Annotated in this window: 21 protein-coding genes and 2 tRNA genes; 8 read left to right on the plus strand and 15 right to left on the minus strand. The window is 67.1% G+C overall.

Annotated features, from left to right (window positions below):
• Positions 1-356: 356 nt before the first annotated feature.
• The 10 genes from iscX to F788_RS0104860 all read right to left on the minus strand — a co-directional run bounded on the left by iscX (position 357) and on the right by F788_RS0104860 (position 7,749).
• Positions 357-560 (minus strand): Fe-S cluster assembly protein IscX, encoded by a 204-nt coding sequence (iscX, locus tag F788_RS0104815; RefSeq protein ID WP_018945660.1) that lies wholly within the window; start codon positions 558-560, stop codon positions 357-359.
• 19 nt (positions 561-579) lie between these two features.
• Positions 580-918 carry an ISC system 2Fe-2S type ferredoxin gene (gene fdx, locus F788_RS0104820; protein ID WP_019022485.1) on the minus strand — a complete coding sequence of 113 codons (339 nt, stop codon included), beginning with the start codon at positions 916-918 and terminating at the stop codon, positions 580-582.
• A 3-nt stretch (positions 919-921) separates the two neighbouring features.
• Complete coding sequence (gene hscA, locus F788_RS0104825; protein ID WP_019022484.1) at positions 922-2,811, minus strand: Fe-S protein assembly chaperone HscA; 1,890 nt, start codon at positions 2,809-2,811, stop codon at positions 922-924.
• A gap of 56 nt (positions 2,812-2,867) precedes the next feature.
• Positions 2,868-3,389 (minus strand): Fe-S protein assembly co-chaperone HscB, encoded by a 522-nt coding sequence (gene hscB, locus F788_RS0104830; protein ID WP_019022483.1) that lies wholly within the window; start codon positions 3,387-3,389, stop codon positions 2,868-2,870.
• Positions 3,390-3,511: 122 nt separating this feature from the next.
• Entirely contained in the window at positions 3,512-3,835 is a 324-nt protein-coding gene (gene iscA, locus F788_RS0104835; protein ID WP_018870403.1) for an iron-sulfur cluster assembly protein IscA, read from the minus strand.
• Between the two features lie 7 nt (positions 3,836-3,842).
• Positions 3,843-4,250, minus strand: a complete 408-nt coding sequence (gene iscU / locus F788_RS0104840) for a Fe-S cluster assembly scaffold IscU (RefSeq protein WP_018870404.1) — start codon at positions 4,248-4,250, stop codon at positions 3,843-3,845.
• Between the two features lie 48 nt (positions 4,251-4,298).
• Positions 4,299-5,522: an IscS subfamily cysteine desulfurase gene (locus F788_RS0104845; protein WP_019589437.1), complete on the minus strand. Its 1,224-nt coding sequence runs from the start codon at positions 5,520-5,522 to the stop codon at positions 4,299-4,301.
• Entirely contained in the window at positions 5,522-6,040 is a 519-nt protein-coding gene (locus F788_RS0104850; protein WP_018870406.1) for an Rrf2 family transcriptional regulator, read from the minus strand. The genes F788_RS0104845 and F788_RS0104850 overlap by 1 nt, the downstream gene beginning before the upstream one ends.
• Positions 6,041-6,100: 60 nt before the next feature.
• Positions 6,101-6,907, minus strand: a complete 807-nt coding sequence (gene cysE, locus F788_RS0104855) for a serine O-acetyltransferase (protein WP_018870407.1) — start codon at positions 6,905-6,907, stop codon at positions 6,101-6,103.
• Positions 6,908-6,963: 56 nt separating this feature from the next.
• Positions 6,964-7,749: an RNA methyltransferase gene (locus F788_RS0104860; protein ID WP_019589438.1), complete on the minus strand. Its 786-nt coding sequence runs from the start codon at positions 7,747-7,749 to the stop codon at positions 6,964-6,966.
• 160 nt (positions 7,750-7,909) lie between these two features.
• On the opposite strand from F788_RS0104860, the gene F788_RS0104865 reads away from it, so the two are divergent.
• Positions 7,910-8,737, plus strand: coding sequence for an inositol monophosphatase family protein (locus F788_RS0104865; RefSeq protein ID WP_019022478.1), 828 nt, complete (start codon positions 7,910-7,912; stop codon positions 8,735-8,737).
• Between the two features lie 110 nt (positions 8,738-8,847).
• On the opposite strand, the gene secF is transcribed toward F788_RS0104865, so the two are convergent.
• The 5 genes from secF to queA are packed head-to-tail and all read right to left on the minus strand — an operon-like array spanning position 8,848 to position 14,262.
• Complete coding sequence (gene secF, locus F788_RS0104870; RefSeq protein WP_018870410.1) at positions 8,848-9,798, minus strand: protein translocase subunit SecF; 951 nt, start codon at positions 9,796-9,798, stop codon at positions 8,848-8,850.
• Between the two features lie 16 nt (positions 9,799-9,814).
• Positions 9,815-11,680, minus strand: coding sequence for a protein translocase subunit SecD (secD, locus tag F788_RS0104875; protein ID WP_019589439.1), 1,866 nt, complete (start codon positions 11,678-11,680; stop codon positions 9,815-9,817).
• A 13-nt stretch (positions 11,681-11,693) separates the two neighbouring features.
• Positions 11,694-12,023, minus strand: a complete 330-nt coding sequence (yajC, locus tag F788_RS0104880) for a preprotein translocase subunit YajC (RefSeq protein WP_018870412.1) — start codon at positions 12,021-12,023, stop codon at positions 11,694-11,696.
• Positions 12,024-12,071: 48 nt separating this feature from the next.
• The gene (gene tgt, locus F788_RS0104885) at positions 12,072-13,187 is read right to left on the minus strand and encodes a tRNA guanosine(34) transglycosylase Tgt (RefSeq protein ID WP_019589440.1); all 1,116 of its coding nucleotides are present in this window, start codon (positions 13,185-13,187) and stop codon (positions 12,072-12,074) included.
• On the minus strand, positions 13,177-14,262 hold the full coding sequence (gene queA, locus F788_RS0104890; protein ID WP_019589441.1) for a tRNA preQ1(34) S-adenosylmethionine ribosyltransferase-isomerase QueA: 1,086 nt from the start codon (positions 14,260-14,262) through the stop codon (positions 13,177-13,179). The genes tgt and queA overlap by 11 nt, the downstream gene beginning before the upstream one ends.
• A 90-nt stretch (positions 14,263-14,352) precedes the next feature.
• Here queA and F788_RS0104895 point away from each other — a divergent pair.
• From F788_RS0104895 to F788_RS0104925, 7 genes are all read left to right on the plus strand, one after another.
• Positions 14,353-14,437, plus strand: a tRNA-Leu gene (locus F788_RS0104895).
• A 1-nt stretch (position 14,438) separates the two neighbouring features.
• Positions 14,439-14,514 (plus strand) — tRNA-Thr (locus F788_RS0104900).
• A gap of 235 nt (positions 14,515-14,749) precedes the next feature.
• A complete protein-coding gene (ubiG, locus tag F788_RS0104905) occupies positions 14,750-15,508 on the plus strand; it encodes a bifunctional 2-polyprenyl-6-hydroxyphenol methylase/3-demethylubiquinol 3-O-methyltransferase UbiG (protein ID WP_019589442.1) in 759 nt (252 codons plus the stop codon).
• A gap of 16 nt (positions 15,509-15,524) precedes the next feature.
• Positions 15,525-16,424: a histone deacetylase gene (locus F788_RS0104910; RefSeq protein ID WP_019022473.1), complete on the plus strand. Its 900-nt coding sequence runs from the start codon at positions 15,525-15,527 to the stop codon at positions 16,422-16,424.
• A gap of 272 nt (positions 16,425-16,696) precedes the next feature.
• Positions 16,697-17,470 (plus strand): SDR family NAD(P)-dependent oxidoreductase, encoded by a 774-nt coding sequence (locus tag F788_RS0104915; protein ID WP_019589443.1) that lies wholly within the window; start codon positions 16,697-16,699, stop codon positions 17,468-17,470.
• A gap of 6 nt (positions 17,471-17,476) precedes the next feature.
• Positions 17,477-18,436, plus strand: coding sequence for an NAD(P)/FAD-dependent oxidoreductase (locus tag F788_RS0104920; protein WP_026332710.1), 960 nt, complete (start codon positions 17,477-17,479; stop codon positions 18,434-18,436).
• Positions 18,433-19,689, plus strand: coding sequence for an FAD-binding domain-containing protein (locus F788_RS0104925; RefSeq protein ID WP_019589445.1), 1,257 nt, complete (start codon positions 18,433-18,435; stop codon positions 19,687-19,689). The genes F788_RS0104920 and F788_RS0104925 overlap by 4 nt, the downstream gene beginning before the upstream one ends.
• Positions 19,690-19,714 lie beyond the last annotated feature (25 nt).

Genomic DNA, 19,714 nt, shown 5'->3' on the forward strand with positions numbered 1-19,714 from the left:
CGCCACCCGCTCCCGCAAACGCGAAACCCGCCATATGGCGGGTTCCCGATGCGAACGCGGTCACGGGGCAGCATGCGGCGCGCAGTGTAGCGGCCCGGCCGGCGCGCGGCAACGGCCGCGCGCCCCGTACGAGGCCAGCCTCTGGCCGATCCGGCACCTGCCACCCCGCACGTCCGTTCGCGGCCGAGGCCGCTCCCACATGCCTGACGAATCCTGCAGGAGGCCAGCCCCTGGCCGATCCGGCGCGGTAGATGGGCCGGACGGGGAATCGGTCGGAGGGCCGGCCCCCACCGGGGACAGGGTTCAACCTGTGGGAGGCCAGCCCCCTGGCCGATCCGGCGATTCGGCGCCGCCGCTCAGTCGTCGACGTCCGCCTCGTCCATCCAGGCGAGCTGGATCGCCTCCAGGATGCGCTCGCCGGACCGTTCCGGATCGTCATCGAACTCCGGCAGTTCCACCACCCAGTTCCTCAGGTCAACGAAGTTGACGTTGCGCGGATCCACGTCCGGATGCTCATCCGCAAGCTGCATCGCGATTTCGCTGGTATCAGTCCATTTCATGACCGCACTCTCCCGCAGATCAATGGTGCTCGGACACCTGGTTGATGGTGTACTTGGGCAGCTCGACCACCAGGTTCGCATCGCTCACGACCGCCTGACAGGACAGGCGCGAATCGGGCTCGAGGCCCCAGGCCTTGTCGAGCATGTCCTCTTCATCCTCGCTGGGCTCCTCGAGGCTGTCCATACCTTCGCGCACATACACGTGGCAGGTGGTGCAGGCGCAGGACTTCTCGCAGGCGTGTTCGATCTCGATCCCGTTCTTCAGGGCGAGATCGCAGATGCTGATGCCCGGCTCGGCCTCGATGGAGGCGCCCTCCGGACAGATTTCTTCGTGCGGCAGAAAGATCACCTGTGGCATGGGTCAGTTCCCTGAGTCGTCGTATTCGGAGACGTTGTGCCCCGCCAGTGCGCGGCGGATGCTGTCGTTCATGCGGCGCGCGACGAAGGCCTCGGAGGCCTGCTCGACGCGCTTGCGCGCGGCCTCGATGGCGTCCGGATCCTCGCCCCGGCCGCGTTCTTCGGCCAGGGCGTCGCGCGCGCTCTCGATGTTCGCGCGTTCCTCGGCATCCAGATAGCGGTCGCCGTCGGTTTCCAGGGCGGCGTTCAGCGCCTCCAGCACGCGGTCGGCCTCCACCTGTTCTTCGCGCAGGCGGCGCGCCTCCATGTCGTCACGCGCCGCGGAGGCGGAATCGCGCAACATCTGTTCGATCTCGGCATCGGTCAGGCCGTAACTGGGCTTGACCTCCACGTGGGCCTCGACGCCCTGGGTCTGCTCGCGCGCGGTCACGCTCAGCAGGCCGTCGGCGTCCACCTGGAAGCTCACGCGAATGCGCGCGGCGCCGGCGACCATCGGCGGGATCCCCGACAGGGTGAAGCGCGCCAGCGAACGGTTGGCGTCCACCACGTCGCGCTCGCCCTGCACCACGTGCACCGACATCGCGGTCTGGCCGTCCTTGAAGGTGGTGAATTCCTGCGCCCGACTGACCGGAATGGTGGTATTGCGCGGGACAATGAACTCGACCAGCCCGCCCATGGTTTCCAGTCCGAGCGACAGCGGGATCACGTCCAGCAGCACCAGCTCGGTGTCCGGCTTGTTGCCGGCGAGGATGTCGGCCTGCTGGGCGGCCCCGATCGCGACCACGCGATCCGGATCGATGCCGGCGCGCGGTTCGCGGCCGTAGAATTCCTGCACCGCCTTGCGCACCGCCGGCATGCGGGTCGACCCGCCCACCAGCACCACCTCGTCGATGGCATCGCGCTCCAGACCGGCATCCGCCAGCACCTGGCGGCAGGAGTCGAGGGTGCGGTCCAGCAGCGGTCGCGCCAGTTCCAGCAGGCCGGCACGATCCAGCTGCCCCTGCCATTCGCTGCCATCGGCGCGCGTCACCCGCACCTCGGTGCTGTCGGCCTCGGTCAGGGCCTCCTTGGCGCGACGCGCCTCCAGGGTCACGCGGCGCAGGCGTTGCGGATCGCTTTCGCCCTGCATGCCGGCCTGCTGCAGCAGCCACTCGGCCACGCTGCGGTCCACGTCGTCGCCCCCCAGCGCGGAGTCGCCGCCGGTGGCCAGCACCTCAAACACGCCGCGACGCAGCTGCAGGATGGAAATGTCGAAGGTTCCGCCGCCGAGGTCGTACACCGCGATGGTGCTTTCCTCGCCCTGGTCCAGCCCGTAGGCGACCGCCGCGGCGGTCGGCTCGGAGATCAGGCGCAGGACATTCAGGCCTGCAAGCTGGGCGGCGTCACGGGTCGCCTGGCGCTGGGCGTCGTCAAAATACGCCGGCACGGTGATCACCACGCCTTCCAGTTCGTCACCCAGACTCTCCTCGGCCCGCGCCCGCAGGCTGCCGAGGATATCCGCGGAGACCTCGACGGCACTCTTGTCCCCGGCGGCGGTCTCGATGCGCGGCACGCTCGAACCGTCTCCGGTCTTCAGCCGGAACGGCAGCTCGCCCGAGAGCGTCGCCACGTCGGATGCCGCGCGGCCGATCAGGCGCTTGACCGATGCGATGGTGTTGTGCGGATCATCGCCGGCATGCTCCGCCGCCTCGTATCCGACCTGCGCACCGTCCGCCGAATAATGCACCACCGAGGGCAGGATGTGCCGGCCCTGTTCGTCGGGCAGGGTATCGGCCTCGCCGCTGCGAACCGTCGCTACCAGCGAGTGAGTGGTGCCCAGGTCGATGCCCGCAGCCAGGTGACGCTGGTGCGGGGCGGAATCAACGCCGGGTTCGGTGATCTGCAATAACGCCATCGCGTTCGGCTCCTGAGGAAGCTCTCGGTCGAAGGGGAATCTTCCGCCGGCGTCGGTTACGACGCCAGCGACTGTCGGGTTCGCTGGAGTTCCTCCAGCAAACGGTCGAAGAATCGCAGCTCGAGCACCCGATCACGGGCGTCGTCCGCCGGTTTCTCCGGATCGGCCAGGGCCGTGGCGACTTTCTCGCGCGCCTCGGCCCGCGCCCCGTTCAGCTCGTCGGCCAGGGCGTCCAGCGCCGCGGCATCGCTGGCACGTTCCGCGTCTTCCAGGCGTTCCCGCCATTCGATCTGGGCCTCGATGAAACCCATGTCCCGGCTGGTGTCGCGTTCGGGATCGAATTCGAATCCCGCCCGCTCGAGGATGTGCAGGGCGCGCCGATAGTCGTTCGCCAGGATATCGTGGGCCTCGTTCACGTCCGCGGCCATCGCCGCGGCCATGCGCCGCGCCTGATCGCCCTGACGCACGAAGCGGTCGGGATGAAGCTCCGCCTGCAGGCGCCGGAACCGTTCCTCCAGGGCATCACGATCCACCTCGAAGGTAACCGGAAGATCGAACTGTTCAAACGGATCGTTCATCGGCCGACTGTCATTCCTTGTCCATAGCGAAAAACCGGGCCCGCAGGCCCGGCAAAGAAAAGGGGTGAGCGGGACGCCCGTAGCCGCACGATCCCGCCGCACCCCGCGCTGGTCCGGTACCTTCAGACGTTGAAGCTTTCACCGCAGCCGCAGCGGGCCTTCTCGTTCGGATTGTTGAAACGGAAACCCTCGTTCAGGCCTTCCTTGCCAAAGTCGAGCTCGGTGCCATCGAGGTACACCAGGGACTTGGGACTCACCACAAGCTTCACCCCGTCCACCTCGAACACCGTGTCCGTTTCCTCGACCTCGTCGGCGAATTCCACCACGTAGGCCATGCCGGAGCAGCCGGTGGTCCTCACCCCGAGCCGCACGCCGACACCCTTGCCCCGCTGTTCGAGGAAGTGCCGGATGCGGTCGGCCGCGCTGTCGGTCAGTGTGATTGCCATATCGTCTTCAGGCCGTCTTCTGTTCCGGTTCCTCGGCGTCGTGCTTCTCCTGATAGTCGGAGATCGCCGCCTTGATCGCGTCCTCGGCGAGCACCGAGCAGTGGATCTTCACCGGCGGCAGTGCCAGTTCTTCCGCGATCTGCGTGTTCTTGATCTGGCTCGCCTCTTCCAGGCTCTTGCCGCGCACCCATTCGGTGAGCAGCGAGCTGGACGCGATCGCCGAGCCGCAGCCGTAGGTCTTGAACTTGGCGTCCTCGATCACGCCATCGTCGTTGACCTTGATCTGCAGCTTCATCACGTCACCGCAGGCCGGCGCACCGACCATGCCGGTACCTACCGCCTCGTCGCTCTTGTCGAAGCTGCCGACATTGCGCGGATTTTCATAATGATCCATCACCTTGTCACTGTAAGCCATGGTATCTCTCCTGTTCGCGTACCCGTGGGTGGATGTTCCGGGACGGCCTCAGTGGGCCGCCCATTCGATGCTCTTGAGGTCGATACCGTCCTGGTACATCTCCCAGAGCGGAGACAGTTCGCGCAGTTTGCCAACGGCCTTGTGCACGATGTCGATGGTGTGGTCGACCTCTTCGACCGTGGTGTAGCGGCCGATGGAGAAGCGGATCGAGCTGTGCGCCAGCTCGTCGTCGCGACCCAGGGCGCGCAATACGTAGGAGGGCTCCAGACTGGCCGAGGTACAGGCCGAGCCGGAGGAAACCGCGATGTCGCGCAGCGACATGATCAGGCTCTCGCCCTCCACGAAGTTGAACGACACGTTCAGGTTGTGGGCCACCCGGCGTTCCTTGTCGCCGTTGAGGTAGACCTCTTCCATGTCATCCAGCCCTGCCCACAGGCGGTCGCGCAGCATGCGGATACGTTCCAGCTCGCTGCCCATCTCTTCGCCGGCGATGCGGAAGGCCTCGCCCATGCCCACGATCTGGTGCGGCGCGAGCGTACCCGAACGCATGCCGCGTTCATGCCCGCCGCCGTGAATCTGCGCCTCGATCCGCACGCGCGGCTTGCGGCGGACGAACAGCGCGCCGATGCCCTTCGGACCGTAAGTCTTGTGCGCGGAGAAGCTCATCAGATCCACCGGGAGCTTCGTCAGGTCGACGGCCACCTTGCCGGTCGACTGCGCCGCGTCCACATGGAACACGATGCCGCGTTCGCGACACAGGTTGCCGATCGCCTCGATGTCCTGAATGACGCCGATCTCGTTGTTCACGTGCATGACCGAAACCACGATGGTGTCGTCACGCATGGCGTCCTGCAGCTCCTGCAGGTCGACTAGGCCGTTCTCGTCGACCCCCAGATAGGTCACATCGAAGCCTTCGCGCTCCAGCTGGCGCGCCGGGTCCAGCACCGCCTTGTGTTCGGTCTTGACCGTGATGACGTGCTTGCCCTTGCGCTGATAGAAGTGCGCAGCACCCTTGACCGCCAGGTTGTCGGCCTCGGTGGCCCCGCTGGTCCAGATGATCTCCTTGGGGTCCGCCCCCACCAGCGCCGCGACCTGCTCCCGCGCGTTCTCCACCGCCTTCTCGGCGTCCCAGCCGAAGCTGTGACTCCGCGAGGCCGGATTACCGAACAGACCGTCCCGCGTCAGGAATTTCTTCATCTCCTCGGCGACGCGCTCGTCCACCGGCGTGGTCGAGGAATAGTCGAGATAGATCGGCAGTTTCAGGTCACTCATCACGCATTGCTCCTGTCCGCGGCCGCCACCGTGGCGCCCGCATGATCGTTTTCTTTTCCGGTCGAGCCGTGCACCGTCACCGGATGTTCGCCCTGCTCGCGCGCCTGCACGCTGGCCTCGTGGCGCTCCAGCACCTCGGCCAGCGAACGGTTGCTGAGGAAATCATAGAGCTGATCGCTCAGATCCGCCCACAGATCGTGGGTCAGGCAGCGCGACTGCTTGTTGCAGTTGGCCTTGCCACCACAGCGGGTCACGTCCACCGGCTCATCCACCGCCACGATGATCTCGGCCACGCTGATCTCGGCGGAGTCGCGGCTGAGCGCGTAACCGCCGCCGGGGCCGCGGCTGGACACGACCAGCCCCTTCTTGCGCAGACGCGAGAACAGCTGCTCCAGATAGGACAGGGACAGCTTCTGCCGGCCCGCCACTTCGGCCAGCGAGACCGGCCCCTCGCGGGTATGGGTCGCCACGTCCAGCATGGCGGTGACGGCGTAACGTCCTTTGGTCGTCAGTTTCATGGCTCGATGCGCCTTCTTGTTCAGGTTGCTCGAGAGCCTAGCAATTCCTGATCAAAAAGGTCAACTATTACCCTGCTGTTTGCGGGGCGGGATTTCGCAGTCATCCGGTTCCAGCCCTTCCAGGTCGCAGGGCTCCAGCGGATGGCCGGTATCCTCGCCCATCGCCTCGCCCGGGTCGATGCCCGCACGCTTGAGCGCCTGACAGGCCTTTTCCATGCGGTCATCCAGCTCGTGGACGCGGTCCACGATGCGGTGCAGGGCGTTCGCAACCGGGTCGGGCATGTCCCGGGTGACGCCATAGGCGTCGAAACCCATGCGACTGGCGGCCTGCTGGAAACGCGGATCCGGCTCCGGGCGCGGCCCCAGCACCCGCGCCGGAATCCCCACCGCCGTCGCGTCGGCCGGCACGTCCTTCAGGACCACGGCATTGGAACCCACCCGGGCACGATCACCGACATGGATCGGGCCGAGCAGCTTGGCGCCGGCCCCGATCACGACCTCGTTGCCCAGAGTCGGGTGGCGCTTGCCGCCTTCCCAGCTGGTCCCGCCGAGGGTCACCTGGTGGTAGATCGTGCAGTCATCGCCGATCTCTGCGGTCTCGCCGATCACCACGCCCATCCCGTGGTCAATGAAGAAGCGCCGCCCGATGCGCGCGCCCGGGTGGATCTCGATGCCCGTCAGCAGCCGCGCGAAGTTACCGAGGATCCGTCCGAGCCAGCGCATGCGGTGATTCCACAACCAGTGCGCGGCACGATGAAACCACAGCGCATGCAGACCCGGGTACGCCGTCAGCACCTCGAAGGCATTACGGGCGGCGGGATCGCGCGCAAAGACGCAGCGGATATCCTCGCGCAGGGTCTTGAACATGGTTACGGTCTCATTCCTGAGTTATTCGGTAGGGTATCACAGCCGCAACACCGCGCTCACCGGCCCCGCAGGGTGTGCGTCAATATGCCACGCAACAGCCGCACCTCCGAGGCCGTGGGTTCCGCACGCAGATACAGATGCCGCAACCGGCGCATGGTGTGCCGCGGATTCTCCGGATCGAGCACCCCGATGCTCTGCAGGGCCTGTTCGTAGTGCGCGAACAGCCCTTCCAGCTCCGCATGGGTGGCCGCGGGATCCCCCTCCGCCGCCGAGGCCTGGCGCACCGCAGCATCCGGTTCCCCGGCCCCGGCCAGTGCCGCCCGACGCACCGTCCAGGTCATGATCTGCACGCTGCCGGCGAGATTGAGCGAGGAAAAATCGGGATCGGTGGGGATACGGACGAACGCGTGGCAATGATCCAGCTCTTCGTTGGTCAGGCCGCTGTGCTCGCGGCCGAAGACCAGAGCCACCGGCCCCTCGGTCGCCCCGCCAAGCACACGGGCTGCAGCCCCGTCGGGTTCCAGCACCGGTACCGAATGGGTGCGCGTGCGGGCGCTGGTCCCCACCACCTGACGACAGTCGGCGACCGCCTCCGTCAGCGTGTCGACCACCGTGGCCCCTGCCAGCACGTCGTCGGCACCGGACGCCAGGGCGGTGGCGTCGGCATGCGGGAAGCGCTCCGGCGCCACCAGCGCCAGGTCGCGCATGCCCATCGCCTTCATGGCGCGGGCCGCGGATCCGATATTGCCCGGGTGGGTCGTTCCCACCAGCACGACCCGGACCCGGGCGGCGGCCCCCGGGCCCGGATCGATCGGTCGATGCTCGTCTGTGCTGGATTCCATGGCGCCCCTGCCCGCTCGCATGCGGGCGCGATTGTACACCGCCGCGCCGCGGGAAGCCCGACCACTTCCAAAGCCCCGATGCGTTGTGTATCGTTCGCGACCTTCGGGGGCGTCCGTGCGCCGGCCCCGATTCCTTCCCAAGCGATGTCGGAGATCCCTCATGCACCCCATGCTGAACACGGCGGTATCGGCGGCCCGCGCGGCCGGACGCATCACCACCCGCGCCTGGGGACGACCGGACCGGGTCAACACTCGCGAGAAGGCCCGCAACGACTGGGTCAGCGATGTCGACGTCAACGCCGAGCAGGCGATCGTCCAGACGCTGAAGAAGGCCTACCCCGACCACGCGATCCTCGCGGAGGAGGGAGGCAACCAGCCCGGGGCCACCGGCGCCGAACACGAGTGGATCATCGACCCGCTGGACGGCACCACCAACTACCTGCGCGAGATCCCGCAGTACGCGGTGTCCATCGCCCTGCGGCAGAAGGGGCGCCTGGAACACGCGGTGGTCTACGACCCGATCAAGGAAGAACTCTTTACCGCAACACGCGGTGGCGGCGCCTTCCTCAACAACCGGCGTATCCGCGTGGGGCAGCGCAAGGATCTGTCAGGTGCGCTGCTGGGCACGGGCATCCCGTTTCGCGAGGGGCAGGACCTGGAACGTTATCTGCGCACCCTGCGCCACATGATCCCGGGCACGGCCGGCATTCGGCGGCCGGGTTCCGCGGCGCTGGATCTGGCGTGGGTCGCCTGCGGCCGTTTTGACGGCTTCTGGGAGATGGGCCTGCAGCCCTGGGACATGGCAGCGGGACTGCTGCTGGTGCAGGAAGCCGGTGGCCTGACCAGCGACTGGCAGGGTGGCAACGAGATCTTTCGCAAGGGCGATGTCGTGGCCGGGAACCCCAAGGTCCTGAAAACGATGCTGCAGCGTCTGCACGCTGCGGAGGTGGAGGGACGCAAGACCGGAAGCCCGCACGGCGAAGGCTGAATCGCCCGGGGCGGTCATCGGCCCCGCTCTGCTCCCGCAGCCACGCCCTCATATCCCTGTGGGGGCGGGCTTCCTTGTCCGTCCCTGCCCTCCCCCGAATCAGGGCGTTCTCAGGGCGTCGCATCCTCCTCGTCCGCCCCTTCCTTCTTCACCGGCAGCAGCACCTGGCGGTCGACCCCCAGCATCAGCGCCGCCGTGGCCGCGATGAAGATCGAGGAGTACGTCCCGACGATGACACCGATGATCAGCGCCACCGAGAAGTTCTGCAGAGCCGCCCCGCCGAGGAAGAACAGCGCGAACAGCACCAGCAGGGTCGTCATACTGGTCACGATCGTCCGCGCCAGGGTCTTGTTGACCGCATTGTTCATCACGAACTCGGTGCCCTGCTTGCGCAGTATCCGGAAGTTCTCGCGTATGCGGTCGTACACCACGATGGTGTCGTTCAGCGAGTAACCGATCACCGCCAGGACCGCCGCCAGGACCCCGAGGTCGAACTCCAGCTGCAGTGCCGAGAAGATCCCCAGCGTGATCACCACGTCATGCACCAGTGCCAGCACGGACCCCGCGGCGAAGCGCCATTCGAACCGCACGGCGACATAGATCAGGATCCCGACCAGAGCGTAGATCATCGCCAGACCGCCCTGCTCGCGCAGCTCCTCGCCCACCGACGGCCCGACGAATTCCACCCGGCGCAGTTCGGCACCTTCCGGGCCCCCGGCCTCCAGCAACTGCATGACCTGATTGGACAGCGCCGCCTCGTCCGGCTCGTCCTCGCGCGGAGGCAGACGGATCAGCACATCCCGCGCGGTCCCGAAGGTCTGGACCTGCGCTCCCTGGAACCCGCCCTCGTTGATGGTTTCCCGGATCGGATCGAGCTCCACCGCTTCCGGGTAGCCGACCTCCACAAGGGTTCCGCCCGTGAAGTCGATGCCGAAATTGATCCCGCGGGTGGCGAGCATCAGCACGGACAGCAGGATCAGCACCACCGAGATCACCAGGGTGACCCGGCGCTTGCCCAGGAAGTCGAAGTTGGACTCGGCGAAGTTGAGATGCGGCAGCATTCCCCGGCTCCCGGACTTAAATGGACAGACGGGCCAGCCGCGGCTGGCGTCCGTAGGTCAGATTGACGATGGCCCGAGTCACCACGATGGCGGTGAACATCGAGGCGACGATCCCGATCGACAGCGTGATGGCGAAGCCCTTGATCGGGCCGGTCCCGAATATGAACAGCACCACGGCGGCGATCAGGGTCGTCACGTTGGCGTCGGCGATGGTGGTCACGGCGCGGTCGTAGCCCGACGCGATCGCCGCCTGCGGCGACATGCCATTGCGCAGCTCCTCGCGGATGCGTTCGAAGATCAGCACGTTGGCGTCCACCGCCATGCCAACCGTAAGCACGATTCCGGCGATCCCCGGCAACGTCAGCGTGGCCTGCAGCATCGACAGCACCGACACGATGAACACCAGATTGAGCGCGAGCGCGACGTTGGCGATCACGCCGAACACCCGGTAGTAGAGGATCATGAACAGCATCACCAGCACGAAGCCGATGATGACCGACTGGATCCCGCGGTCGATGTTCTCCTGACCCAGGCTCGGGCCGACCGTGCGTTCCTCCACGATCGACATGGGTGCGGCCAGCGCCCCGGCCCGCAGCAGCAGTGCCAGATTCCGCGCTTCGGTGGTGGAATCCAGCCCGGTGATCTGGAAACGCCCGCCCAGCGGTTCGTTGATGCGCGCGACGTTGATCACTTCCTCGCTCTGCGAGCTGCGCATCACCACTTCGCCGTCTTCTTCCTTGGTCTCGATCGTGGTCTCGATGAACACCGTGGCCATCAACCGGCCGACGTTGTCCGAGGTCACGCGCGAGAAGATGCGGGCGCCCTGGCCATCGAGATTGATGAACACCGCAGGCCCGCCCGTATCGTCGGCGATGCCGGACGAGGCATCCGTAATGAACTCCCCGGTGAGCATGACCTGCCGCTGCAGCAGCACCGGGGTGCCGTCACGTTCTTCGTACAGCCGGGTCCCGGAAGGCACCTCGCCGGTTTCGCGGGCCTCCATGGGGTCCCCGCTTTCGGACACCAGCCGGAATTCCAGCGTCGCGGTCGCACCCAGCACTTCCTTGGCGCGCGCGGTGTCCTGCACGCCCGGCAGCTGCACCACGATGCGATGCTCGCCCTGCTGGGCGATCAGCGGCTCGGCCACGCCCAGCTCATCCACGCGGGTGCGCAGCGTGGATATGTTCTGTTGCAGCGCCTGGCGGCGCAGTTCGGTCAGGTGCTCCTCCTCGAGAGTGCCGACCAGCAACCAATCGTCGTCCTCCCGGCGCGAGGCCCACTCGAGCTCGCCGCGATATTCACTGCTCAGCCAGCTCTCGGCCTCGTCGCGTTCGCCCTCACTGGCAAAGCGAATGCGCAACTCGTCACCGCCATCCTCGAGCGCGGAGAAACTCAGGCGTTCCTCGCGCAGACGGGGACGCAGCTCGTTGGTATAGCGTTCGATGGCCGTACCGATCACCGCATTGAGGTCGACTTCCATCAGGAAGTGCACCCCGCCCCGCAGATCGAGCCCGAGCGACATCGGCTGGCCATTGATGGCACGCAGCCAGTCGGGCGTGGCCGGCGCCATGTTGAGCGCAACCGTATGGTTGTCGTCCAGCGAATTCCGCAGGATTTCCGCTGCCCGCGCCTGCTGGTCCGCGGTTTCGAACCGCAGCAGCAGCTGGCCGTCACGGCGCTCGGCCCGCATCGGGGTCAGGCCCTGGGCACCAAGCACGGTACCGATCACGCCCTCCATGTTCTCCTCGACTTCCCCCGCCATGGGGTTGTCGATCTGCACGGACGGATCTTCGGGGAACAGGTTGGGGGCGGCATAAAGCAGCCCGATCGTCACGACCACGACGATCAGGGCATACACCCACACCGGATAGGAGTTGCGCATCGGCTACGGGCCTTCAGAGGTCTTTCAGGGAACCCTTGGGCATGACGGACTGCACGGACTGCTTCTGCACGACGACGTTCACGCCATCGGCCACATCGACGTGAATGAAGTTTTCGCCGACTTCCGTGATCTTCCCGGCCATGCCGCCATTGGTCACGATCTCGTCACCCTTCGACAGGGACTCGACCATGGAGCGATGTTCCTTGGCCCGCTTGCTCTGCGGACGAATGATCAGGAAGTACATGATCGCAAAGAAGATCACGATCATGATCAGGAATTCGATCAGGCCACCACCGGCGGCCTGGCCTTCCTGCGCGTGGGCGGCGGAAATCAGGAAATCCATGCAGCTTCTCCGTTCAGCAAATCGGTTCGGTCAAACAGGCGGCGCGAATTATGGCACAGCAGGCACGTCCATGCCGCGCCGGCCGTAGAAATCCGCCACGAAGGCGTCCAGTGCCCCTTCGGCAATCGCCCCGCGCATCCCGCGCATCAGGTCCTGGTAGTAATGCAGGTTGTGCGTGGTCGCCAGGCGCGAGCCGAGAATCTCGTTGCACTTGTCGAGGTGCTTGAGATAGGCCCGCGAGTAGTTGCGGCACGCGTAACAGCCGCACTCGGGGTCGATCGGGCGGGTATCGTCGCGGAACCGGGCATTGCGGATCCGCAAAACCCCCTCGCGGGTATACAGAAAACCGTTGCGGGCGTTACGGGTCGGCATCACGCAGTCGAACATGTCCACCCCGCGGCGCACCGCCTCCACGATGTCCTCGGGCCGCCCCACGCCCATCAGATAGCGCGGCTGTTCCACCGGCAGCTCCGGCAGGGTCACGTCCAGGGTGGTCAGGCGTTCGTCTTCCGGCTCGCCCACCGACAACCCGCCGATGGCGTATCCGTCGAAACCGATCGAGCGCAGGCCCGCCGCCGACTCCCGGCGCAGCTCGGGGATCATGCCCCCCTGCACGATACCGAACAGCGCCGCCGGGTTGTCCCCGTGGCCCTGACGCGAGCGGTCCGCCCAGCGCAGCGAGAGCTCCATGGAGCGGCGCGCTTCGTCATATGTCGCCGGATACGGGGTGCACTCGTCGAAGATCATCACGATGTCCGAGCCCAGCTCGCGCTGGACCTGCATTGACGACTCCGGCGTCATCAGCACCTTCGAGCCGTCCACCGGCGACTGGAAGCGTACGCCTTCCTCGCTGATCTTGCGCATCTCGGCCAGCGAGAAGACCTGGAACCCGCCGGAATCGGTCAGGATCGGCCCCTCCCAGTGCATGAAGTCATGCAGATCGCCATGCGCCCGGATGATCTCCGTCCCGGGGCGCAGCATCAGATGGAAGGTATTGCCCAGGATGATCTGCGCCCCCAGCCCCGTGAGTTCCTCGGGGGTCATCGCCTTGACCGTGCCGTAGGTTCCCACCGGCATGAACGCCGGAGTCTCCACCCCCCCCCGCGGGAACGTCAGCCGGCCGCGGCGGGCCGCCCCGTCGCTGCCCAGATGTTCAAACTGCATCGGAAGCCTCCGCGCTCGGCGGCTGATCGTCCGGATCGCCGGGTGCCAGCCACATCGCATCCCCGTAACTGAAGAACCGGTAGCGCTGCGACACAGCGTGTGCGTAGGCCGCAAACAGCCGCCGATATCCGGCAAACGCCGATACCAGCATCAGCAGCGTGCTCTGCGGCAGATGAAAATTGGTGATCATGCGGTCCACCACGCGGAACGGATATCCCGGCTGGATGAACAGCCGCGTATCGCCCGTGAACGGCTCCAGCTCGCCACCCGCCGCGGCCGACTCCAGCGCACGCACGCAGGTCGTGCCCACGGCCACCACCCGGCCGCCGCGCTCGCGGCAGCGTGCCACCGCCGCGCACAGCTCCGGCGAGACCTCCAGCCACTCCGCGTGCATCTCGTGGTCCGTCGTGTCCTCCACCTTGACCGGCTGAAAAGTACCCGCGCCCACGTGCAGCGTCACCGTTGCCGTCTCCACGCCACTGTCGCGCAGTCCGCGCAGCAGGGTGTCGTCGAAATGCAGCCCCGCCGTCGGCGCCGCCACCGCCCCTTCTCGCCGCGCGAACACCGTCTGATAGCGCGTGGTGTCCTCCTGCTCCGGCGCACGTTCGATGTACGGCGGCAGCGGCACCTGACCATGGGCATGCAACAGGGCCGGCAGATCCTGCTCGCCCGCCTTTCCTTCGCCACACAGCGACAGGCGGAAGAACGGCCCCTCGCGCCCGGTCACTTCCACCTCGAAGGCCCCGTCCGCCAGCCACAACCGCACTCCGACGCCCGGAGCCCGGCTCGCACGCACCAGCGCCAGCGCCTCGCGCCCGCCTTCCAGCACCCGCTCGAACAGGACCTCCACCCGGCCGCCGCTCGCCTTCTGCCCGAACACCCGCGCCGGGATCACCCGCGTGTCATTGAGGACCAGCAGATCGCCCGGACGCAGCCAGCGCCCGATGTCCGCGAACACGGCATCCTCCGGCTCCCCGCCCTCCAAGACCAGCAACCGGGACCCGGTGCGCTCCGGCAACGGATCCTGCGCGATCAGCTCGGACGGGAGCTCGTAATCAAAATCGGCAACTCGCATGGCGCGCGATCCTACCATGCCCCGGCTCGCGGGATACCGCACGGCCGTATTGCCACCCCCCCTGCGTGCGCTACACTACGAGCGCTGCACGCCGGGATGGTGGAATTGGTATACACGGCGCACTCAAAATGCGCTGGCTTCGGCCTTGTGGGTTCGAGTCCCACTCCCGGCACCAGGCCGGTGTAGCTCAGCTGGTAGAGCGTCTGATTTGTAATCAGAGGGTCGCGGGTTCGAATCCTGTCACCGGCTCCATCTATTCAGTACCTCAGGCGGCTCGCAAGCCCGTCCGAGGGCTGGCAACGCAACCCTCAACACTCGGGCCGGGCTCTCACCGGCAAACCCCGGATCAGGCTGCACGTCAGCGCCCGAGACCCGGATATCCGCTCTTTTTTCCGGGCCGAGTACCCTGCGCACGAGCGAATGCGATCAAAACCGTCGTCATATGGTCAGACAGAGACCTTGATGCCGATGACGAGCAACCCGGCCCATGACTTCTCCCAATCCGGAACACGACCGAACCGTTGATCCCGCCGAGGTGGAACGCTACCGCGCTCTGGCCGAGATGTGGTGGCAACCGGACGGAAAACTCTGGCCGCTCCACGTGCTGAATGGCCTGCGCAGCGATTACATCCGGGACCAGCTCTGCCGCTCGCTCGGACGGGACGCGGAGGCGGAGCGCCCCCTGGCCGGCCTGCGCATGCTCGACATCGGCTGTGGCGGCGGGCTGCTGAGCGAGGCCATGGCCCGCCACGGCGCGGATGTACTGGGCGTGGACGTCGTCGACCGCAACATCGCCGCTGCGCGGCTGCATGCCGCGGAGCAGGGCCTGGATATCGAGTACGAAACAAACACCGCGGAGGCCCTCGCAGCGCGTGGCGAAGCCTTCGACGTGATCCTGAACATGGAGGTGGTCGAGCATGTGGCGGACCTGCCCGCGTTCATGGCGAGCGTCAACCGCATGCTGCGTCCCGGCGGCCACACCTTCGTGGCCACCATCAATCGCAATCCGGTCTCGTTCGTGGTGGCAATCGTCGGCGCCGAGTACCTGTTCCGCATCCTGCCCCGGGGCACCCATCAGTGGAAGCGCTTTGTCACGCCCCGCGAAACACGCGATCTGCTGGCCCGGGACGACCTGGAGCCAGTGGCGCAGACGGGGGTGAAGGTGAATCCGCTCACCCGCCGGATGTGGCTGTCGCGATCCATGAGCGTCAACTACATGCTGCTGGCACGAAAGCCCGCCGACTGAAGGCCGGGGTCGCTGTATGCCGCTCAAACTGATCCATCATCCGGGGTACACGATCGAACTGCCGGATGGGCATCCGTTTCCGATGGCCAAGTTCCGGGTCCTGCGGGAGCGGCTGGAAACCGGGCTGTCCGACACGGCGTTCGAATGGGTGCAACCGGATATCGTCTCCTGGAGCGCCCTGTCCCGCGTGCATACACCGACCTACCTGGCTGCCTTCCTCTCCGGCCAGACCAGCAGGGCTGCCCAGAGGCGCAGCGGATTTCAGTGGTCGGAGGCGCTGGTGGAGCGGGTACGGCTGGAGACGGGCGGCACCCTGCTGACCGTGGAGGCCGCGCTGAGCGACGGACTGGCCCTGAACACCGCCGGCGGCACTCACCATGCCCACGCGGGATTCGCGAGTGGCTACTGCCTGATCAACGACATCGCGGTGGCGGCAGCGCACGCCCGGGCCAGGAGTTGGGTCCGACGCGTCCTGGTCGTCGACCTCGACGTACATCAGGGCGACGGCACCGCTGCCATCTTCGCGGACACCCCCGAGGTGGTGACCTTCTCCATGCATGCGGGGAGCAATTTCCCGGCGCGCAAGACGCCCGGCGACCACGACATCGAACTCGCCCGGGGCACTGGCGATGATGCCTATCTGGCGACCCTGCGGGATACCCTGGCGACCCTGATCGACGACGTGCGCCCGGATCTTGTGGTCTACGACGCCGGCGTCGACGTGCACCAGGCGGACCGGCTGGGGCATCTGGAGCTGACCGATGCGGGCCTCGAGGCGCGGGACCGGCATGTGCTGCAGGTCTGTCGCGAGAGGGCCGTGCCCGTGGCAGCGGTGATCGGCGGCGGTTACGACCGCGACATCACGGCCCTGGCGGATCGCCATGCGATTCTTTATCGAACCGCCGCCTCCCTGTGACAAGCTTGCGTCCGGAACCCGAGCCCAGTCGGGAATCCCGGGATCAAGAAATCATGGATCGTGCTGCGCGCGGCATGCCTGGACCGACATCGGTAACGATTGCGGCAGCGAACCGGCCCTGATCGGCCGAACCTGACGGCCAGCCCCGCCGCATTCAGGCGGAGCGATTGCACTGCGCGACGAGCACCAAACACCCCGGTTGAACTCGCCCGTCGGAACCGGGACAAACGCTGTGTATCGACCCGGAAAGAACCCCGAAGGACCCACGCGAGATGAGCAAACGAACAGTACTGGTGACCGGCGCAACCGGCGGGGTGGCGAGCGCGCTTGTGCGATCGCTGGATCCCGCCCATGACCGGGTTGCTCTCGTCTCGCGCAACGCCGAGGGACTGGACGCCCTTCGCGGGCAGCTTCCGGATGACCTCGAGGCATGCACCATCGTCGCGGATGTCAGCACCGCGGAAGGCGCGGATCAGGCCGTGGTCCGGGCCTCCGCACATTTCGGCGAGCCCCCCGCGCAACTCGCTCACTGTGCCGGCAGCGCGCTGCTGGCCCCGTTGCACCGAACCACACAGGCGCAGTATCGCGACTGCATGGCGGCCAACCAGGACAGCGCCTTCTACACCCTGCGCGCCTGGGTGAAGGCCCGACTCCAGACGGACGAACCCCGGGGCAGCGCCGTTCTGTTCAGCTCGGTCGTCGCCCAGATCGGCGTCTCCAATCACGAGGCGATTGCGATGGCCAAGGGCGCGATCGCCAGCCTGGTCCCGGCCGCTGCGGCGACCTACGCCGGCCACGGCATCCGGGTCAACGGGATCGCCCCCGGGCTGACACGGACGGGCGCCACCGAACGGCTGTTTGCCTCCCCGCGTGCCGAGGCGCAGATCGAAGCGCAGTATCCGCTGCAGCGTTACGGGCAGGCGGAAGACCTCGCGCGGGCCGTCACATGGCTGTTGTCCGACGAGGCCGAATGGGTCACCGGCCAGGTCCTGTCGGTGGACGGCGGGTTCGCCCGCGTGCGCCCCATGGTCCCGACGGGCGGCTGAGGGATGGTGGCACGCATCGCCATCATAGGCGCCGGGATCTCCGGGCTCGCAGCCGCCCGACGGCTGCACGATGCCGGCCATGACTGTCTCGTGCTGGAGAAGAGCCGGGGCCTCGGCGGACGCATGGCCACGCGGCACACGGATGGCCTGAGCTTCGATCACGGGGCCCAGTATTTCACCGCTCGTGGCACAGACTTTCGCCACCAGGTGCACGCCTGGCAGGACCAGTGTGCGGTGGCGGCGTGGGGAACGGACCGGTACGTCGGCCGTCCCGACATGACGGCCCCGGCCGGCGCGCTGGCTGCGCCCCTGGAGGTGCGGCGCAACTCCCGGGTCGAGCGGCTTCGACGTTCCGACGGTGCCTGGCATCTGCAGGTCGAGTCGACGCCTGAACATGCGGGGCTCGAGGGCCCGTTCGACGCAGTCCTGCTCGCCCTGCCCGCACCGCAGGCCGCCGAACTGTCGGCCACCGCCGCAACGGGCTTTGCGGCGCTCGCGGGCGTTCGTTATGCCCCCTGCATTGCGTTGATGGCCGCCGTCGAAGGCTCCACCGACCTGCACGAAACATCGTGCGAATTGTCCGGCCAGCCACTTTCCTGGGTTGCCCGGAACGCCACCAAACCCGGCCGTGACGCAGAAACCGAGACCCTCGTGGCCCACGCCGGTCCCGACTGGTCCCGCGAGCACATCCAGCAAGACCCGGATCAACTGGCACATCCGCTACTGACCGCTCTGCGGCCCCTGCTCGGCTCCGCCCGCCTGCTCCACCATCAGGTCCACCGATGGCTGTACGCGCGGGTCGAGCAGGCCGCCGGGCGGCCGTGCCTCTGGGACGCCGGGCAGCGTCTGGGTGCCTGTGGCGACTGGGCCCTGGGACCACGCGTAGAGGCGGCATTCGACAGTGGTCGGGCCCTCGCAGACGCGGTCTTGGAAACCCTTCCCGACCCGCGAACGGGTGGCTCGTGAACGGCGTCGTCGACGCCGACGGCGAAGCCCCGGACGGTTGCGCCGCCCTTTTCCCGCCGTCGCGGGCAGCCGCCCTGGAGCGGCTGTCGGATTTTGCCCCGCGTGCGGGCCATCACTACGCGGCCCGGCGCAACCACGATCCCGGACCCGGTGAACGCGACAACGTGTCGTTGCTTTCGCCCTACATCCGTCACCGGGCCATCAGCGAACACGAGGTGATCGCGCGGGTGCTGGCGCGGCATTCACCCGAGGCGGCCGAGAAGTTCGTTCAGGAGGTCTTCTGGCGGACCTACTGGAAGGGTTGGCTGCAGATGCGCCCCGGGGTCTGGCGGGCCTTCCTGGCGGAACGGGACATCGAACGGTCACGCCTTGCCGAAGACGATGGCCTGCGCGAGCGCGTTGCCGCGGCCGAGGCCGGACACAGCGGAGTCGAAGGATTCGACCACTGGGCCCGCGAACTGATCGCAACAGGGTATCTGCACAACCACGCGCGCATGTGGTTCGCGTCGATCTGGATCTTCACCCTGAGGCTGCCGTGGACCCTGGGGGCGGACTTCTTCCTGCGCCATCTGCTCGACGCCGACCCCGCCTCCAACACCCTGGGCTGGCGCTGGGTCGCCGGCATCCAGACGCCGGGCAAGACCTACCTCGCGACGACCGACAACATTGCCCGCTTTACCGACAATCGGTTCGGCCCGACGGATCTCGCGTCCGAGGCGCCCGCGATCCGCGACGAGACCCCGCCTCCCGCCAGCGCCCTCCCGGTCCCGCGCACCCTGCCGCGCGGCCGGCGCGTGCTCCTCCTGTTGCATGGCGACGACTTCAGCGGTCAGGAAGTGTTGCCGGCGGGAACCGACGTGGCGTCAATCGCCGTCGCCCGGCGCGGCCAGCCCGACATCCCCTGGCCCTTTGGTGCCACGACCACCCACTGGGTCGACACAATGGCCGAGGATGCGGCGCGGCACGCGGGTGAGGCCCTGCAGCAGCCCGCAACCGTTCTCCCGCAACTGCATGCAGAGCAACTCCGGGTGCAGTGCGCCGCCGCTGGCGTGACCACCATCGCCACACCGGAGACGCCCGTCGGCCCCCTGGCCGACGCCCTGGATAACGTTGCCCGCGAGCTGGCGGAAGACGGGATCGAAGTCATTCCGCTGCGCCGGACCTGGGACGACCTCGCCTGGCCACATGCCACCCACGGATTCTTCCGCTTCAAGCGCCAGATCCCGGAACTGCTCGCCCGGAATGGCCTTTAGCGCCAGGCACTCCAACAGCGCTGTT

This window comes from Thioalkalivibrio sp. ALE10, assembly GCF_000381385.1.
Taxonomy (GTDB): Bacteria; Pseudomonadota; Gammaproteobacteria; order Ectothiorhodospirales; family Ectothiorhodospiraceae; genus Thioalkalivibrio.